Annotated in this window: 16 protein-coding genes; all 16 read left to right on the top strand. The window is 33.5% G+C overall.

The window, feature by feature from the left end:
- Positions 1-66: 66 nt before the first annotated feature.
- The 16 genes from BG261_RS02675 (at position 67) to BG261_RS02600 (ending at position 17,766) form a co-directional block, all read left to right on the top strand.
- A complete protein-coding gene (locus tag BG261_RS02675) occupies positions 67-1,224 on the top strand; it encodes a class I SAM-dependent rRNA methyltransferase (RefSeq protein WP_070791630.1) in 1,158 nt (385 codons plus the stop codon).
- Positions 1,221-1,901 carry a type I 3-dehydroquinate dehydratase gene (gene aroD / locus BG261_RS02670; RefSeq protein ID WP_070791629.1) on the top strand — a complete coding sequence of 227 codons (681 nt, stop codon included), beginning with the start codon at positions 1,221-1,223 and terminating at the stop codon, positions 1,899-1,901. Before BG261_RS02675 ends, aroD begins: the two co-directional genes overlap by 4 nt.
- A 9-nt stretch (positions 1,902-1,910) precedes the next feature.
- Positions 1,911-2,783 (top strand): shikimate dehydrogenase, encoded by an 873-nt coding sequence (gene aroE / locus BG261_RS02665; protein WP_070791628.1) that lies wholly within the window; start codon positions 1,911-1,913, stop codon positions 2,781-2,783.
- Positions 2,767-3,834 carry a 3-dehydroquinate synthase gene (aroB, locus tag BG261_RS02660; RefSeq protein ID WP_070791627.1) on the top strand — a complete coding sequence of 356 codons (1,068 nt, stop codon included), beginning with the start codon at positions 2,767-2,769 and terminating at the stop codon, positions 3,832-3,834. Before aroE ends, aroB begins: the two co-directional genes overlap by 17 nt.
- A gap of 106 nt (positions 3,835-3,940) precedes the next feature.
- A complete protein-coding gene (gene aroC, locus BG261_RS02655; protein WP_070791626.1) occupies positions 3,941-5,107 on the top strand; it encodes a chorismate synthase in 1,167 nt (388 codons plus the stop codon).
- Between the two features lies 1 nt (position 5,108).
- Positions 5,109-6,218 carry a prephenate dehydrogenase gene (locus BG261_RS02650; protein WP_070791625.1) on the top strand — a complete coding sequence of 370 codons (1,110 nt, stop codon included), beginning with the start codon at positions 5,109-5,111 and terminating at the stop codon, positions 6,216-6,218.
- The gene (gene aroA, locus BG261_RS02645) at positions 6,208-7,497 is read left to right on the top strand and encodes a 3-phosphoshikimate 1-carboxyvinyltransferase (RefSeq protein ID WP_070791624.1); all 1,290 of its coding nucleotides are present in this window, start codon (positions 6,208-6,210) and stop codon (positions 7,495-7,497) included. The genes BG261_RS02650 and aroA overlap by 11 nt, the downstream gene beginning before the upstream one ends.
- Positions 7,498-8,019 (top strand): shikimate kinase, encoded by a 522-nt coding sequence (locus BG261_RS02640; RefSeq protein ID WP_070791623.1) that lies wholly within the window; start codon positions 7,498-7,500, stop codon positions 8,017-8,019. It abuts the gene before it with no gap.
- Positions 8,016-8,837, top strand: a complete 822-nt coding sequence (gene pheA, locus BG261_RS02635; RefSeq protein WP_070791622.1) for a prephenate dehydratase — start codon at positions 8,016-8,018, stop codon at positions 8,835-8,837. The genes BG261_RS02640 and pheA overlap by 4 nt, the downstream gene beginning before the upstream one ends.
- Before the next feature lie 149 nt (positions 8,838-8,986).
- Complete coding sequence (locus BG261_RS02630) at positions 8,987-9,331, top strand: YxeA family protein (RefSeq protein ID WP_070791621.1); 345 nt, start codon at positions 8,987-8,989, stop codon at positions 9,329-9,331.
- A gap of 36 nt (positions 9,332-9,367) precedes the next feature.
- Positions 9,368-10,120 carry an ABC transporter ATP-binding protein gene (locus BG261_RS02625; RefSeq protein ID WP_070788112.1) on the top strand — a complete coding sequence of 251 codons (753 nt, stop codon included), beginning with the start codon at positions 9,368-9,370 and terminating at the stop codon, positions 10,118-10,120.
- Positions 10,121-12,127 carry an FtsX-like permease family protein gene (locus tag BG261_RS02620; protein ID WP_070791620.1) on the top strand — a complete coding sequence of 669 codons (2,007 nt, stop codon included), beginning with the start codon at positions 10,121-10,123 and terminating at the stop codon, positions 12,125-12,127.
- A 138-nt stretch (positions 12,128-12,265) separates the two neighbouring features.
- Positions 12,266-14,269, top strand: coding sequence for an FtsX-like permease family protein (locus BG261_RS02615; protein WP_070791619.1), 2,004 nt, complete (start codon positions 12,266-12,268; stop codon positions 14,267-14,269).
- A 241-nt stretch (positions 14,270-14,510) separates the two neighbouring features.
- Positions 14,511-14,936 (top strand): hypothetical protein, encoded by a 426-nt coding sequence (locus BG261_RS02610; RefSeq protein ID WP_070791618.1) that lies wholly within the window; start codon positions 14,511-14,513, stop codon positions 14,934-14,936.
- 22 nt (positions 14,937-14,958) lie between these two features.
- Positions 14,959-15,711 carry an ABC transporter ATP-binding protein gene (locus BG261_RS02605; RefSeq protein ID WP_070791617.1) on the top strand — a complete coding sequence of 251 codons (753 nt, stop codon included), beginning with the start codon at positions 14,959-14,961 and terminating at the stop codon, positions 15,709-15,711.
- Positions 15,712-17,766 carry an ABC transporter permease gene (locus tag BG261_RS02600; RefSeq protein WP_070791616.1) on the top strand — a complete coding sequence of 685 codons (2,055 nt, stop codon included), beginning with the start codon at positions 15,712-15,714 and terminating at the stop codon, positions 17,764-17,766.
- Positions 17,767-17,781: the final 15 nt, after the last annotated feature.

Here is a 17,781-nt window from a genome sequence, read left to right as displayed (position 1 = left end):
GTAATGACTAACTTGATGAATATAAATATATGATATTGAGATAGGAGTTAAGGAGTAAAACCTCATATGATAAATTTACAAATAAAACAAAAATTTCATCAAAAAATTAAATCAGGAGTGGATTTAATTGATGAAAAAGATATCAATCCTGCACCTGAAGATGGTTATGCTAGGCTTACTTATAACGGAGATTTTGTAGCTATAGCATATTTTTCTCCACAGAATAAAGGTATAGGTTGGATTATAAGTCGAGAGGATAAAGATATTAATCAAGATTTCTGGGTTAATCTATTGTCACTTGCAAAGGAAAAAAGAAGTACATATTTCAAAAGTCCTCTTACTACTGCGTTTCGTGTCTTTAACCAAGATGGAGATGGTTTTGGTGGACTGACTGTTGACTTGTATAATGAATATGCTCTATTTTCCTGGTACAATCCTTTTATTCTAAGCCAAAAAAAAATTATAGTTGAAGCATTTCAATCTGCTTATCCTGAAATTTTAGGGGCTTATGAAAAGATACGTTTCAAACCATCTGATTATGAGTCAGCTCATTTGTTTGGCGAGAAAAAAGAGGAAAAATTTACAATTCTTGAAAATGGTATTAATTACTCAGTCTTCTTAAATGATGGACTTATGACAGGAATCTTTTTAGATCAACATGAAGTTCGTGATTCTTTAATTGAGGGATTAGCACTTGGAAAAGATGTCCTAAATACTTTTTCATATACAGCAGCTTTTTCCGTTGCAGCCGCAGCAGGAGGTTCAAAGTCAACAGTTAGTGTTGACCTTGCAAAAAGAAGTCGTGAGTTATCAACAGATAATTTTGAGGCCAATGGATTTGACCTTGAAGCTAATAAATTTGTTGTCATGGATATCTTTGAATATTTTAAATATGCAGATAGACATGATCTGAAATTTGACCTTATAATTTTGGACCCACCGAGCTTTGCTCGGAACAAAAAGCAAACCTTTTCTGTAGCAAAAGATTATCATAAATTGATATCAGATTCCTTAAGTATTTTAAGTGAAAATGGAACCATAATTGCTAGTACAAATGCACAAAATTTAAGTCCTGCTAAATTTGAAGAACAAATTAAAAAAGGATTTGGACCTAAGAAGTATAAGATAAAAGAAAAGTTTTCTCTACCTGCTGATTTTGCGGTAAATATTCATGATAGGCAAAGTAATTATTTGAAAGTATATATAATTGAGGTATTAAAATGACGGAGATTGTAGTATCCATAAACCCCAAGTCCGCAGACGATGTTAGAAGCATCCAATTGCAGGCACTTGAAGGAGCTGATGTTATTGAATGGCGTGCAGACTACTTAAGTAATGCTGCAGAAATTTTTGAAGTAGCACCAGTTGTTTTTGAAAAATTTACTGGATTGAATTTGCTTTTTACCTTGAGGACAAAACGTGAAGGTGGAGAAATGGAAGTTAGTGATGAAGAATATACAGATATTCTTAAAGGAATCACAGTCTATTCGCCTACTTTCTTAGATATCGAATATTTTTCATATCCACAGGCTTTAGAAGCTTTAAAAGATTTTAAGGATAAAATTGTTTTAAGTCATCATAATTTTTCAGAAATTCCATTGGACTTGTCAACAAAGTTAAAGGAAATGATTGAACAGAACGTTTATCTAGTTAAGTTTTCTGGTATGCCTCGTTCAGAACGTAATGTTTTAGAGCTTATGTATCTTACAAATGATATAACTGACCGTTTCCCTCATGCTAGGATTGCTACAATGGCTATGGGAAGTTTAGGGAAACTCTCAAGAATCGCTGGTCGTTGGACTAAAAGTGCTTGGACATTTGCTTCACTCGGTCGTGAAACAGCTCCTGGTCAATTACCACTTCCTGAATTAAGAAGAATTTTAGACCAACTAGATAGTTAGAAGGCAAATATGAATATTAATGGTTATACAAGATTGGCAGCAGTAGTTGCTAATCCTATAAAGCATAGTAATTCACCCTTTATTCATAATATGGCTTTTGAAATGACAGAGGTGAATGGTGTTTATTTGGCCTTTGAAATCGAAAATAATAATCTTGCTCAAATAATTGAAAATATAAAAACAATGGACATGTATGGGGTTAACCTATCCATGCCTTTTAAAAAAGAAGCAGTAAAATATGTTGATGAATTGACTCCCGTTGCGGAGCTAATTGGAGCCATAAATACTATTGCTCTTAAAGAAGATGGCAGTTTGCTTGGACATTCAACAGATGGAAGTGGATTTTTCAACAGTTTAGAAAATTATCAGGTCGAATGTCAAACTATTTCCATTCTTGGAGGTGGTGGAGCTGCACTTGCCATAATTGCTGAGGCATGTGTACAAAAAGCTAATAAAGTTTTTGTCTTTAATCGTAAGTCGGCGAATTACCCTATTCTACAAGAAAAATTAAATAAGATATCAAAAGCTAGTGGAGTAGAAATTATTTTACAAGACTTAGCTGATGAAGAAAAAATACAAGATTCAGTAAATGAATCAAATCTTCTTATAAATGCTACAAGCATAGGTATGAAGGATAAATCAATGCCCGTTGATGCTAATTTGAGACTCTCAGAAGGTATTGTTGTTGCTGATATAATTTATCAACCAGCAGAAACTGAATTTTTAAAATGGGCAAAGTCTCAAAATGTAAGAACAATAAATGGTTTAGGTATGCTAGTCTATCAAGCTGCTGAAAGCTTTGAACTTTGGACTGGGAAAAAAATGCCTGCACAAACAATAAAAGAGGCTTTAGAAAGGAAGATTTATGAAACTAGAAGTTGATTTAAAAACACATCCATATGAAATTGTGATCGAACGTGGTTCTTTTAATCATTTGGGTGAATGGGTCAAGAGTTTATGGAAACCCCAACAAATCGTTATTATTACTGATAATAGAGTTGCTGAATTATATGCTGAAAGTGCAAAAAATCAGTTGATTGAGGCAGGTTTTGAAGTTGATGTCTTCCGCTTTCTTGAAGGTGAACAAAGTAAAAATCTTACAACAGTAAGTAAAGTATATGATTTCCTTGCTAACCGTGGAATGACCCGTTCAGATGGAATTATTGCCCTTGGTGGTGGAGTTGTCGGAGATTTAGCAGGTTTTGTAGCTAGTACATATATGCGTGGAATTCATTTCTTACAAGTTCCTACAACATTGTTAGCGCAAGTTGATTCTTCAGTTGGAGGAAAGACAGGGGTTAACACAAGTAAGGCTAAAAATCTTGTTGGTGCATTCGCTCAGCCTGACGGTGTTCTTATTGATCCAGATGTTCTTAATACACTAGATGATCGTCGCATTCGTGAAGGGATTGCTGAAATTGTTAAATCGGCATTGATTGCAGACGCTGATTTGTGGCAAGAACTTGGTAAGATGACTGATGAGCACGATCTTTTAGAAAATCATGCTGAAGAAGTAATATTAGCTGCCTGTAATGTAAAGCGCAAGGTTGTAGTTGAAGATGAGTTTGATAATGGTCAACGCTTAATTCTCAATTTTGGACATACAATCGGACACGCTATCGAAGCTACTGCAGGTTATGGAATCGTGACCCACGGTGAAGGCGTAGCCCTTGGTATGTCTCAAATGAGTAAGATCGCCGAAGAAAAAGGTCTCATGCCTGACGGTATCACACAAGAAATTACAGATATGCTTGAAAAGTTCCACCTTCCTATTGATCGTGAAAAGTGGGATGAAGAAGTATTATATCAAGCCCTCACCCTTGACAAAAAGGCACGCGGTAGTAAAATTAAAACAATCATCGTTCCAGAAATTGGGCAAGCATCAATTAATGTAATTGAATTAACTGAGATGAAAGATTATTTGAAAAAATAGTCAATAAATTAGATAAGAGTGAAAAGGTTTTTTTAGATCTTTTCACACTTTTATTAATCAGAAAATTACAAAATTTTTCTGAGAAATCAAAGAAGTGGAGAATTATATGAGATACTTTACAGCTGGGGAATCACATGGGCCAGAGTTAACAGCAATTATAGAAGGACTTCCAGCAGGACTTAATCTGACTGATGAAGATATAAATAAAGAACTAAAAAAACGCCAAGGTGGATATGGTCGTGGCGGACGTATGAAAATTGAAAGTGACCGTGTTCGTTTCACTAGTGGTATTCGTCATGGTAAAACTCTTGGAAGTCCACTTACAATGGTCGTAGAAAATAAAGATTTCAAAAATTGGAATGAAATTATGGCTCCTTACGATGTTGATGAAAAAATCAAGGAGAGAAGAAGAGTAACTAAACCTCGTCCAGGTCATGCAGACCTTGTAGGAGGAATGAAATATAAATTTGATGACCTTCGTAATGTCTTAGAACGTTCATCAGCTCGTGAAACTACAATGCGAGTTGCAATTGGAGCGGTTGCTAAGAAAATTTTATCTGAACTTGGAGTGAATCTAGCAGGACATATCGTAAACTTTGGTGGGATTGAAGTTGAAATTCCTGAAAAACTTACCGTAAGTCAAATCATTTCTGAAACTGAAAAGTCTGAAGTTAAGATTGTAAATCCTAATTTTGAAGATGAAATCAAATCTTACATTGACCAAATCAAGGAGAATGGCGACACAATTGGCGGTATAATTGAAGTCCGTGTTGAAAATCTTCCAGCAGGTCTTGGTTCATACGTTCATTGGGACCGCAAACTTGATGGGAAAATCGCTCAAGCAGTCGTATCAATCAATGCTTTTAAAGGTGTTGAATTTGGTTTAGGTTTTGAAACAGGTCGTCGTCCTGGGAGTCATGTGATGGATGAAATTACTTGGTCAGAGGAAGATGGATACTCACGTTCAACTGATAAACTAGGTGGTTTTGAAGGTGGTATGACTAATGGTGAAGATATCATTGTTCGTGGTGTTATGAAACCAATTCCTACTCTTTACAAGCCTTTGATGAGTGTTGATATTGAAACTCATGAAGCGTACAAGGCGCAAGTTGAAAGAAGTGACCCTACGGCAGTTCCAGCAGCAGCACTTGTTATGGAAAATGTAGTAGCAACAGTTCTTGCAAACGAAATTTTAGATAAATTCCCAAGTGATACATTCGTTGAATTAAAAGAAGCCTTTGATAAGTACAAGGCTGATTTGAAAGAATTCTAATATGACTAAAAAAGTTTTACTAGTGGGTCTTGGCTTGATTGGTGGTAGTTTAGCTCTAGCAATTAAAGAAGAACACCCAGAGTATGAAATTTCTGCTATCGATAGAAATGAAAAGTCACTTGAGACTGCATTAGAATTAGGGATAATTGATAAGACTTTATTAAATGATAATCTTATTAATCATGCTTCTGATTTTGACTACATTATTCTTGCCCTACCTGTTCAGTATTCAATCGATTTTCTGGAAGAACTTAGTAGGTATGATTTAAAAGAAGGTCTTTTGCTAACAGATGCCTCATCGACAAAAGTTGAGATAGTGGAAAGAGCCGAGGAACTATTTAAGGATAAGAATGTAAGGTTCGTTGGTGGCCACCCTATGGCTGGTAGTCACAAGTCTGGCGTTCTGGCTGCAAATATCAATCTTTTTGAGAATGCTTATTATGTGCTAGCACCTTCAAGTATTTCAAGCCCTGAGGATTTGCTAGAAGCTAAGGAACTTTTAAAGGGTACGAGAGCTCAGTTTATCGAACTGGATGCGAATGAACACGATAAGGTTACCAGTCAACTTAGCCATTTCCCGCATATTCTTGCTGCTCTTTTAGTGGAACAGGCAAGTGATTATGCTAAAATTCATCCAGCAACTGGCTTTTTAGCAGCTGGTGGTTTCCGTGATATGACCCGTATTGCTTCAAGTGATGCTAACATGTGGACAGATATCATCATGACCAACCAAAAACAGCTTGTGGATAGACTGGATGATTTTACTGACTACATTCAAGGAATCAAGCAAGAGATTATTGACGGAGATAGCCAGAAGATTTTTAGTTTTTTTGATGATGCGCGTGAAAAAAGAGATTCGATGCAAATTCATAATGGAGCAATTCCAAGTTTCTATGATTTGTATGTCAATGTACCCGATAAGGTTGGGGTAATCCATGAGATATTGGGCTACCTTACTGAAGCTGGTATTTCAATCATTAACATTAGGATTATTGAAAACAGGGAAGAAATTATGGGTGGTCTTAAACTATCTTTTAGAAGTGGTAAGGACCAACATGATGCTCAGGAAATAATAGAGAAAAAGACAGGATACAAAGTTTATGAAGCTTAATATAAATAGCAAGGGACTTAATGGAACAATAAAAGTTCCTGGAGATAAATCAATATCACATAGGTCAATTATCTTTGGCTCTATTGCCCATGGACAAACCATTGTTCACGATATTTTACGTTCTGATGATGTACTTTCAACTATTGGAGTATTCAAAGATTTAGGCGTAAGTATTGAAGATGATGGACAAACCATTAAGGTTGAAGGTAAGGGTTTTGAAGGTTTGAAAAAGCCTTCGAATGACTTAGATATGGGAAATTCAGGTACAAGTATTCGACTTATATCAGGTGTTTTAGCTGGAAGTGATTTTGAAGTTAAGATGTTTGGTGATTCTTCACTATCAAAACGTCCTATGGACAGAGTTACTCTACCTTTAGGTCAAATGGGAGTAGATATCCATGGACAAAGCGAGAAAGCTTACCCACCACTTACTGAGATTGGTTCTAAAAATCTTCAACCAATTGAATATAAATTACCAGTCGCAAGTGCACAGGTCAAATCAGCTTTGATTTTTGCTGCGCTTCAGGCGCAAGGTACATCAACTATCATTGAGAAGAAAATTACCCGTAACCACACTGAAGATATGATTGTTCAGTTTGGCGGAAAGATTGATGTTGATGGTAAAACTATAAAAGTTGAAGGTGGACAAAAGTTACAAGGACAGGAAATAACTGTTCCAGGTGATATTTCGAGTGCCGCATTTTTCCTAGTGGCAGGACTAACTGTGCCTAATAGTAAGATTGTGCTAGAAAATGTGGGGATTAATCCGACAAGAACAGGAATAATTGACGTCATTGAAGCTATGAATGGTAAAATCGAAGTTATTAACAATGGAGGTGACGCTAATCTTTCTGCCACAATTAAGGTTGAGACTAGTGATTTGGTAGCTACTGAAATTTCTGGTGACATTATTCCTCGTTTGATTGATGAACTTCCAATTATTGCCCTTCTTGCTACTCAAGCAAAAGGAAAAACTGTCATCAAGGATGCTGCTGAACTTAAGGTTAAGGAAACAAACCGTATTGACGCAGTGGCTAAAGAGCTTACTAAGCTTGGTGCTGATATTGAGCCAACCGAAGATGGCATGATTATAACTGGACCAACAAAACTTAAGGGAAATGCAAATCTTGAAAGCTATCATGACCACCGAATCGGTATGATGGGCGCAGTAGCAGCACTTCTTGTGGAAAACGGTACAGTCGAGCTTGAAGGAGCAGATGCAATTCCTGTCTCTTATCCACAATTCTTTGACCACCTTGAAAAACTTGAGGATAAATAAATGGCAGTGATTCTTTTAGGCTTCATGGCTAGTGGAAAATCAACTGTGGGGAAAAGACTTGCAGCTCATCTTGACTTACCATTTATTGATTTAGATAAGGAAGTTGAGTCAAGTATTGGTATACCCATATCAGACTTTTTTGCTAAATATGGTCAAGAAGCATTTAGACATGTTGAGACAGAAACTCTGGCTAAACTCATTGATAGCCAAGCGGTAATTTCCACTGGTGGTGGTGTTGTCGAATCACCTGACAATAAATTATTACTCAAAAATAATCCCTTAAATATTTTTCTATCAGCTGATTTTAATCAGCTCTATCAGAGAATTGAAAGGGATAAGGTAAATATCAGACCATTATTTATTAACAATTCTAAGGAAGGTTTACAGGAAATATTTGAAAGAAGACTTCCTCTTTACCTTGAATTAGCCCATTCAGAAGTAAATGTGGACAAAACTGTTGATAAGATAATTGAAGAGATTATTGGATATTATCAGGCTTTAGGAATTGAGGAGGAAGAATGAAAGTTGGATTTTTAGGACCAATAGGGTCATTTACTTATACAGCCAGTCTGACTGCCTTTCCTCAAGCTGATTTAGTTCCTGTGGAAAGCATTACTGACCTGATAAAGGCTTACGAAAATATGCTTGTCGACTATGCCGTGGTACCAGTTGAAAATTCGATAGAGGGTAGTGTGCACCAGACTGTTGACTATCTTTTTCATCAAGGGAATATCACTGCTGTGGCAGAGCTTGTACTTCCAATTAAGCAACAACTGATGGCTAGTGGTTTAGACAAGGATATTGAACGTGTTTACTCTCATCCACAGGCTTTAGCGCAAAGTAAAAAGTTTTTAGATGAAAACTATCCACATGCTGCGCTTGAAATAACTGAAAGTACTGCCTATGCCGCAAGATATGTGGCTGAAAACCCAGATGATAATATCGCTGCCATTGCGCCAAGTTTATCGGCTGAAACTTATGGTCTTGATATTATCGCAAATGATATTCAAGAAATTGAGGACAACAACACGCGCTTTTGGGTTTTGGGAACAAAAGTACCAAACCTAACTTTGACAAGCAAAGAAAAAAAGGTTTCAATAGCTTTGACCCTTGCTGACAATCAGCCAGGAGCACTTTATCAAGCACTTAAAATTTTTGCTGAACGTAAACTTGATTTGACTAAGATTGAATCAAGACCACTTAAAACAGTACTTGGTGAGTATTTCTTCCTACTTGACTTTCTTGATAATGGAAGTGACCTTTCATCAATATTCTCAGATATAGAGGCAAATGGTACAACCGTTAAACTATTTGGAACGTATGAAGTTTATTATCTTTGAGACTTTTTAACATAACCTTACATTTCTGTAAGATTTCTTGACTAACCTGTAAGTTTTCAGGTTAGTTTTTTTTATATAATGGTATATGTAAGGTTGAGTTGTGGATAAGCAATTTCAATCAAAGTAGATAGAAAGAGAAATACATACAAATGAAAAAATTTATTATTACACTAGTTTCCATTTTTGTTTTAGTTATTGGAGGAGGAATCTTCTGGTATAAGTCATCTTATGGCGGTCATACTTACTACGTTCAGATTACAGAAGAGGGTGATAGAAAGACTGATAAGGACTCTCGCGGAAATGTTTATGGACATTATGAATACAATCTAGATGGTAAAGATAAAGATGGTAAAAAGCAAAATATGACTTTTGGAAATCTTGAAGATAGACCAATGAAACGCGATGCATGGATTAAAGTTACTTATAATAAAGTAAAAGGTGTGACATCTTGGGAGGAAGTAGAGCCAAGTAAAGTACCTGATAAAGCCAAATAAAAGTATAATAAAGAGAGATTAAGAAAGAGGAAAATTATGTTATTAGAAGTTAGTCATTTACAAAAAATATTTAAAACTCGTTTTTCAAAAGAAGAAACTATTGCCCTTAGAGATGTAAACTTTACGGTTGAAGAAGGTGAATATATTGCAATAATGGGTGAGTCGGGTTCTGGGAAAACTACTTTGTTAAATATCCTAGCAACCCTTGAAAAACCAAGTAATGGTTATGTTGCTCTTAATGGAGAAGATATTACTAAGATTAAGGAACAAAACTTAGCAGAGTTTAGACGTCAACATTTAGGATTTGTATTCCAAGATTTTAACTTACTTGATACTTTATCAGTACGTGATAATATCTTCTTACCTCTTGTTTTATCAAGAGCTAAGGTAAGCGATATGGAAGAAAGACTAAATATTCTAGCTCCAAAACTTAACATATCTGATTTATTGAACAAACAACCTTTCGAATTATCAGGTGGGCAAAAACAACGTGTTGCAATTGCGCGTGCTTTGATTACAAGTCCAGAACTTGTACTTGCTGATGAACCAACAGCAGCCCTTGACTTTAAAAATTCAGAAGACTTATTAGACTTATTCGAAGAGATTAATGATGAAGGTCAAACTATCGTTATGGTTACTCACTCAAGTCTTGCTGCTAGTCATGCTAAAAGAGTTCTATTTATTAAAGACGGACAAATTTTCCACCAACTTTACCGTTCAGGAAAAACATCAACTGAATTTAATAAGGAGATTAATCTAACAATGAGCGCACTTCTAGGAGGTGAGTAAATGTTTTATTTAAAACTTGCCATAAATAATATTAGAAAATCATTTTCTAATTTTGCGCCATTTATTCTAGCTTCAACAGTAATGTTTGTAATGGACTTAATTATTGCATCAATTTTATTTAGTCCTTCACTTGCAAAAATGAAACATGGAGCAACTACCACTGGAACTTTAATGGGAATGGGACTATTCATTATTTCAGCTTTTGCAGTCATAATCTTGGTTTATAGTTATCGTTTTCTGATTAAGCAAAGGACAAAAGAATTTGGGCTCTATGAAATTTTAGGGCTTTCCAAATCACAAATTGCCCGAGTTTCTATTGATGAATTATTAATTCTCTTTCTTGCTACTGTTCTTATTGGTACAATAGTTGGTACTATTCTTGCTAAGTTCCTTTATTTGATTTTAGCAACATTAATCGGAAGTGATTACTTTGGTCTTGATTTTTCATTAATAGCCGTTGGAGTAGTAACCTTTGTGTTTGTTGCTATCTATTTCTTACTTATTCTTATTTCAAGTATTACCATCCAAAGAAATTCTTCACTTTCTCTTCTAAAAGAGGAAAGTCGTGGGGAAAAAGAACCAAAAGCAAACTTTGTTTTTGCATTACTAAGTCTTGTTCTTATTGGTGCTGGATACTATATGGCAGTAACTGTTCAAAATCCTATTGAAGCATTAACAAAATTCTTCATTGCAGTAATTTTAGTAATTATTGGTACTTACCTTTTCTACTTAAGCTTTACTATTTGGCTCTTGAAACGTCAAAAAGCTAACAAAAAATATTATTATCAACCAAAACATTTCATCACAGTAAGCTCAATGCTTTATCGTATGAAGCAAAATGCAGTGGGTCTTGCTAATATCACAGTACTTGTTGCCATGACTTTTGTAACCCTAGCTATTACGGTTGCTCTACATACTGGTGTCAAGGATGTTACAAACCAAGCTTTCCCGGATAATACAACGGTTTCGACAACACTTTATGGAATTACTAGGGATAAAGCTGAATCAGTAATCGCTACTACAAGCATGAATCCTAAAATTGATATTGATTACAGCAATGCTAACACAATTGCGACGATTGCTCCTGAAGATTCTGAAATCAAGATGGATAGTCAATCAAGCAATCAAATGGGTAAAAATTATGCCAATGTTAAAATTCTTAATCGAGAAGATCTAGTTAAGATTGGAAATGATTCTCTTGCAAATATTTCTGGTAATGAAGTGATTGTTGGTTCATTTAACGGAAAAACAACTGCCAAGACTGTTAATTGGATGGGTCAAAAACTTGTGGTTAAGGATATAATTACAAACCTTAAAAATGTAAATAATGAGATTTCGGGAATGAAGTCTTTTTATATCATTTTTCCTAATCAAGCTACAATGGAAAAATATATCAACGATTACAATTCTGCGGATAAGGCAGAGGATAATGGGTCTGCCTTCAATATGTCAATTTCAACAAATGTATATTTAAAACTCGATGAAAAACAAATTGATGAGTTCAAGGATCAACTTGATGCCCAAGTTTCAAAAATGGTTTCTAATAAAGAATTATCTGAGAGTACATATGTAAATACAATGTCCCGTAAGGAAATGCAATCTGTAATGAATGAGTTCACAGGAAGCTTCTTATTTATCGGATTTACTATGGGTCTGACATTTATCTTAGGTGCTGGCTTAATCATCTACTATAAACAAGTATCAGAAGGTGCACAAGACAAGCGTAATTATAAGATTCTACAAGAAGTTGGGCTTTCTAAGAAAGAAGTTGCTCAAACTATTAAGAGTCAAGTTATGATGGTATTCTTTATGCCAATAGCATTAGCAGTAATACATTTTTCCTTTGCATACCTAATGATTAAGAAGTTATTGGAAATATTCGGAGTGACAAATGGTGGTTTAATCTTAGGCGTCAGTGCAGCTACTATCTTAGGCGTTGTAGCAATCTACTTCCTAATTTATAAGTTAACTTCAAGAGTATACTACAATATTGTTGAGAGACCTTAATATGGTTTGAAAATTAGTCCATTAGTTGATGGGCTTTTTTCTTTCTTACTAAATTGTAAGAATAGGAGTTAATAGTGTCAGAAATATAAGCTTTGAGAGTTGTATACTTTTATTAATGAATTAATAAGGAGACAAAGAATGTTTTACCTAAAACTCGCAATAAATAATGTTAGAAAATCATTTTCTAATTTTGCACCATTTATTTTGGCATCAACAGTAATGTTTGTAATGGATTTAATACTTGCTTCAATTGTATTTAGTCCATCAATTGATAAATTAAAACAAGGAGCTGGAACTACAAAAGTTTTTATGGCAATTGGATTTTTCATCATATCCCTATTTGCTGTAGTAATTTTAGTTTATAGTTATCGATTCTTACTCAAGCAAAGAACTAAAGAATTTGGTCTTTATGAGATTCTTGGACTATCTAAGTCGCAGATTGCTCGTATATCATTTTATGAGTTAATAATCTTATTGATCGCTACAATAGCAATCGGCACAGTAGCTGGATTTGCCCTATCTAAATTTCTCTTTTTAATACTTGTGAAGTTAATTGGTGGTAATTATTTTGGTCTTGAGTTTTCATTTCAGCCAATTCTCGTAGTTTCAATTTTTTTCTTAATAATTTTTATTCTACTCATAATCATAAGTAATAACACCATAAGAAGAAACTCATCTTTAAGTCTTCTTAAAGAAGAAAGTCAAGGTGAACGAGAACCGAAAGCTAATATTATTTTTGCTATTTTAAGTGTTATCTTGCTTGGTCTTGGTTATTACATTGCAGTGACTGTCCAAAACCCTATTGATGCTTTGACAAAATTCTTCCTAGCAGTAGCTTTAGTAATAGTTGGTACTTATCTTTTTTACATCAGCTTTACTATTTGGCTCTTAAAGCACCAAAAAGCTAACAAAAAATATTATTACCAATCAAAGCACTTTATCACTATAAGCTCAATGCTCTATCGGATGAAGCAAAATGCAGTGGGTCTTGCTAATATCACCGTCTTGGTCTCAATGACTTTTGTAACCCTTGCAGTCACTGTAGCCCTCCACACGGGTGTCAAGGATGTTATCAAGCAAACCTTCCCAGATAATACTACAGTATCAGCTACGCTCTCAGGTGTCTCTAAAGAAAAAGCTGAGTCGCTTATTTCTGATACAGCAGCAAATCCTAAGATTGACATAACTTACAGTTCAGCAAATAAAATTGCAAGAATCAATCCTTCTGATGAGAAAATTAAGATTGAACGTTCGGATGCTAAAGACTTGAAAATAGATTATTCTGGGGTCAAAATTCTTAACCGAGAAGATCTAGTTAAGATTGGGAATGATTCTCTTGCTGATATTTCTGGTAACGAAGTGATAATTGGTTCACCAAATGGGAAAACCTCTGCCAAGTCTGTAAATTGGATGGGGCAAAAACTTGTGGTTAAGGATGTAATAAAAGACCTGAAAAACGTAACTAATGAACTTTCGGGAATTAAAATTTTCTATATTATTTTTCCTAATAAAACTGAAATGGAAAAATATGTTAGCATATATAATCAAGCAGGGAAAAAGGATGGGAATCAATCTAATTCTGATATGACAATCAATACGAACGCCTACTTTAATCTTGAAGATAAGGAACTTGAAAAATTTAGTAAGCAGCTTGATGAAAATCTTTCTCTTTCAATAAAAAATAATGAAGTTTCAAATAGTGCATATGAAAATACAGTTTCAAAAGCAGAAATGACCTCAGTGATGAAGGAATTTACTGGAAGCTTCCTCTTTATTGGTTTCACTATGGGGTTAACATTTATTTTGGGTGCTGGTTTAATTATCTATTACAAGCAAGTCTCAGAAGGTGCACAAGATAAACGTAGTTATAAAATTCTACAAGAAGTTGGACTGTCTAAAAATGAAGTAGCACAAACAATCAAGAGCCAGGTTATGATGGTATTCTTTATGCCGATAATGATGGCAGTAGTCCACTTCGCCTTTGCCTTCATCCTGATAAAAAAATTACTTCTAATATTTAGTATTTCTAACGGTGGACAAATTTTTATAGTTAGTGTTTTAACAATTTTTGTCATAACTGGAATTTACTTCTTGATTTATAAGCTTACTTCAAAGGTTTATTATAATATTGTTGAGAGATAGGGAATTAATATCTTAGTAAATTAAGTTTACTTAGCTCCGATGTCGATTTCACTAAACCTATAAATAGGCAAGTTCAAATATCAAAAAAATCATCTTTACAAATATGTAAGGGTGATTTTTATATTCTGACAAAATTGTAAGAAAACTCTTACAAAGTGTCAGAAATAATTTATTGCCTAGATTGTATAATAATAGTAAAGAAGAAAAGAAAAACTATTTTAGGACAAAAAAGGAGTAAATTATGAAAAAAATAATTGCAGCTGCGGTCATTGGATTGTTTATAATTGTTGGAGCAGGTGTATATTCCTATAAAATATATCGTGCTAATGCAAATACGAGAGACTATAAAATTTATTATGGACTTATAAAAGGAGACATCACTGAAGAAAAAGAAGAATTTGTAGATGAAGATGAAAAAGGTAATAAAACTATTAAAAGTTATATAAAAAAGACTTATAAGAATCAAAAAATGGTTAGTGAAAAAGATGGTAGCTCTACTTATGACGTACAACTATTTGCAGGACCAAAAGATAGTGAAAATGAGGAAGTGAAAGATGGTGATTGGTTTACTGTAAAAGTAATAAGAAAAAATGGTGAATCACTTGGTTATAAAATTATTAAAGAAAAGGAAGTTCCAAAAAAAATTAGAGAAGAACTAAAAAAATAGTAGTTAATAATAAGGAGAATTTATGTTACTAGAAGTTAATCATTTGCAAAAAATATTTAAAACCCGTTTTTCAAAAGAAGAAACAATGGCTCTTCGTGACATAAACTTTGTCGTTAAAGAAGGTGAATACATTGCAATTATGGGGGAATCGGGTTCTGGGAAAACTACTTTGCTGAATATTCTTGCTACACTTGAAAAACCAAGCAATGGACAAGTATACTTAAATGATGAGGATATTACTAAAATTAAGGAACAAAATCTTGCGGAATATAGACGTCAACATCTAGGATTTGTCTTTCAAGATTTTAACTTACTTGATACCTTATCGGTTCGTGATAACATCTTCTTACCATTAGTATTAAATCGTTCAAAAGTCGAAGAAATGGAAAAAAGACTTTCGCTTCTAGCACCTAAGTTAAATATTGAGGATTTACTTAATAAGCAACCTTTTGAATTATCGGGAGGACAAAAGCAAAGAGTGGCAATTGCACGTGCTTTGATAACAAGTCCTAAACTTGTACTTGCTGATGAACCAACAGCAGCTCTTGATTTCAAAAATTCAGAAGATCTTCTAGACTTATTTGAAGACATAAGTGAGGATGGCCAGACAATCCTTATGGTTACCCATTCAAGTCTTGTTGCAAGTCATGCTAAAAGAATCCTATTTATTAAAGATGGGCAAATATTTCACCAACTATACCGAGCAAATAAAACATCTACTGAGTTTAATAAGGAAATAAACTTAACTCTGTCAGGACTTTTAGGAGGTGTATAGATGTTTTATGCAAAACTTGCTTGGAGAAATCTGAGAAAATCGTTTTCTTCATTTGCACCATTCATCTTATCAAGTGTCGTCATGTTTGTTATAAATATAATTCTTGCAACAATAATGCTTAGCCCAAGCATTGATAAAATGGAAAAAGGTGTGAGAACTACCAAAGCATTAACAGGATTTGGTTTAATCGTTATAGCGATATTTACAGTAATAATTTTAGTATATAGTTATCGCTTTCTTTTAAAACAAAGATCAACAGAATTCGGTCTTTACCAAGTTTTGGGTTTGGGGAAAACGCAAATAACTCAAGTTGCCTTTAATGAACTATTGATACTATTATTTATTACAATTTCAGTAGGTACAATTGTCGGAGTTATTTTTTCTAAATTTGCATTTTTACTTTATTCAAATTTATTAGGTGATAGTCATTTTAGTTTAACGATATCAATTCCAGCTATTCTGATAATTTCTTTTCTATTTGTTGCTATCTATCTTTTACTTTTAGTAATATTAAGTGTCACAGTTTTAAAAAATTCTTCAATTAGTCTGATGCATGATCAGAGTAAAGGGGAACATGAGCCTAAAGGTAGTTTTATTTTAGCCCTTTTAGGTACAATAAGTTTACTTGCAGGTTATTATATTGCTGTAACAATGAATGAGGTGAGGGCAGATTTACTTTATAAATTTTTTATTGCTGTTTTATTAGTAATATTTGGAACCTATATGTTTTTCTTAAGCTTTACAATTTTTGTATTAAAGAGAGAAAAAGCTAATAAAAACTATTATTATAAGCCAAAAAACTTTATAAAAATTTCTTCAATGCTTTATAGGATGAAACAAAATGCAGTAGGACTTGCTAATATTACAATCTTACTTTCCATGAGTTTTGTAACACTTGCAACAACAACAGGTTTATATTTTGGTACTGAAGGTGTTGTTAATAAAGAATTCCCTCAAAATACAATATTATATTTTGATTATATGGGTGAAAACCCTTCTCAAGAAGTAAAAAATATTGTTGAAAACACATCTGTTTCAAAGCATGATATGAATATTTTCTCTGAATTATACATATTAGAAAATGGAAAATTAAAAGATAAACATATAACATTGAAAGAAAATCAAGAACTTTCTTATTCAGACCCAATGATTTATGTTACTATGTTATCCCGAGAAGATCTTATTAATAATGGCTTCACTAATATTCCAGAAATAAGTGATAATGAAATATTGGTAGATGAAGAATGCTCTCTTGAAGATATAAACTTATACGGAGAGAATTACACTGTAAAAGATAGAATTGAAAAAATGGATACTTTACCTGTTGGTAAGGGAGATTCAGTGTTATTAATATTCTCAAATCAAAAACAACTTGAAAAAGTTTCAAAAAAAATTAATGGAGAATCTACTGTTAATGGAGGGCAAAAGAGAATTTTAGTAAGTCTCGATTTAGAAAATCAAGATCAATATGATGAGTTTTCTCAAGAAGTTACTTCTAACATGAATGAGCGAAGTGAAAAAATTGCAAAAGAATTGAAGCTTGATGATCCTGATTTTGAAAAATTAGATTTATTAGAAAAAGATAAAATTCGTGAAAAATATCAAATGAAATCTTTTGGTGTTTCTTTTAGGAATAAAAAAGAATATAGTGATCAAATGAAAGAAGAAATGTCAGGTGCACTATTTATCGGTTTTATTTTGGGAATGACATTTATTCTAGGAGCAGCATTGATAATTTATTATAAACAAGTTTCTGAAGGAATAGAGGATAAGAGAACTTATAAAATATTACAAGAAGTTGGCTTATCTAAGAAGGAAGTAGCACAAACTATTAAAAGTCAGATTATCACAGTATTCTTTTTACCATTACTATTAGCAGTAGTTCACTTCGCTTTTGCATTTAAAATGATAAATATGTTAATTGTATTATTTGGTGTAGAAGAAATTAAAGTTGTGATAATTGTAAGCATGATTACGATTTTATCTGTTGTAATAATCTATTTCTTAGTCTACAAAGTTACCTCAAGAGTTTATTATAATATTGTTGAGCGATAGGGAATCAATATCTTA

Origin of the sequence: Floricoccus tropicus (assembly GCF_001832905.1) — a bacterium.
GTDB classification, from domain to species: domain Bacteria; phylum Bacillota; class Bacilli; order Lactobacillales; family Streptococcaceae; genus Floricoccus; species Floricoccus tropicus.
This window is presented reverse-complemented; position numbering and strand designations above follow the sequence as displayed.

Bases quoted from the DNA above. Each gene is read 5' to 3' on its own strand.
- BG261_RS02605 (WP_070791617.1), top strand. From the start codon at position 14,959: ATGTTACTAGAAGTTAATCATTTGCAAAAAATATTTAAAACCCGTTTT.
- BG261_RS02630 (WP_070791621.1), top strand. From the start codon at position 8,987: ATGAAAAAATTTATTATTACACTAGTTTCCATTTTTGTTTTAGTTATT.
- BG261_RS02620 (WP_070791620.1), top strand. From the start codon at position 10,121: ATGTTTTATTTAAAACTTGCCATAAATAATATTAGAAAATCATTTTCT.
- aroC (WP_070791626.1), top strand. From the start codon at position 3,941: ATGAGATACTTTACAGCTGGGGAATCACATGGGCCAGAGTTAACAGCA.
- aroD (WP_070791629.1), top strand. From the start codon at position 1,221: ATGACGGAGATTGTAGTATCCATAAACCCCAAGTCCGCAGACGATGTT.
- BG261_RS02650 (WP_070791625.1), top strand. From the start codon at position 5,109: ATGACTAAAAAAGTTTTACTAGTGGGTCTTGGCTTGATTGGTGGTAGT.
- pheA (WP_070791622.1), top strand. From the start codon at position 8,016: ATGAAAGTTGGATTTTTAGGACCAATAGGGTCATTTACTTATACAGCC.
- aroA (WP_070791624.1), top strand. From the start codon at position 6,208: ATGAAGCTTAATATAAATAGCAAGGGACTTAATGGAACAATAAAAGTT.
- BG261_RS02610 (WP_070791618.1), top strand. From the start codon at position 14,511: ATGAAAAAAATAATTGCAGCTGCGGTCATTGGATTGTTTATAATTGTT.
- BG261_RS02675 (WP_070791630.1), top strand. From the start codon at position 67: ATGATAAATTTACAAATAAAACAAAAATTTCATCAAAAAATTAAATCA.
- BG261_RS02615 (WP_070791619.1), top strand. From the start codon at position 12,266: ATGTTTTACCTAAAACTCGCAATAAATAATGTTAGAAAATCATTTTCT.
- BG261_RS02640 (WP_070791623.1), top strand. From the start codon at position 7,498: ATGGCAGTGATTCTTTTAGGCTTCATGGCTAGTGGAAAATCAACTGTG.
- aroE (WP_070791628.1), top strand. From the start codon at position 1,911: ATGAATATTAATGGTTATACAAGATTGGCAGCAGTAGTTGCTAATCCT.
- BG261_RS02600 (WP_070791616.1), top strand. From the start codon at position 15,712: ATGTTTTATGCAAAACTTGCTTGGAGAAATCTGAGAAAATCGTTTTCT.
- aroB (WP_070791627.1), top strand. From the start codon at position 2,767: ATGAAACTAGAAGTTGATTTAAAAACACATCCATATGAAATTGTGATC.
- BG261_RS02625 (WP_070788112.1), top strand. From the start codon at position 9,368: ATGTTATTAGAAGTTAGTCATTTACAAAAAATATTTAAAACTCGTTTT.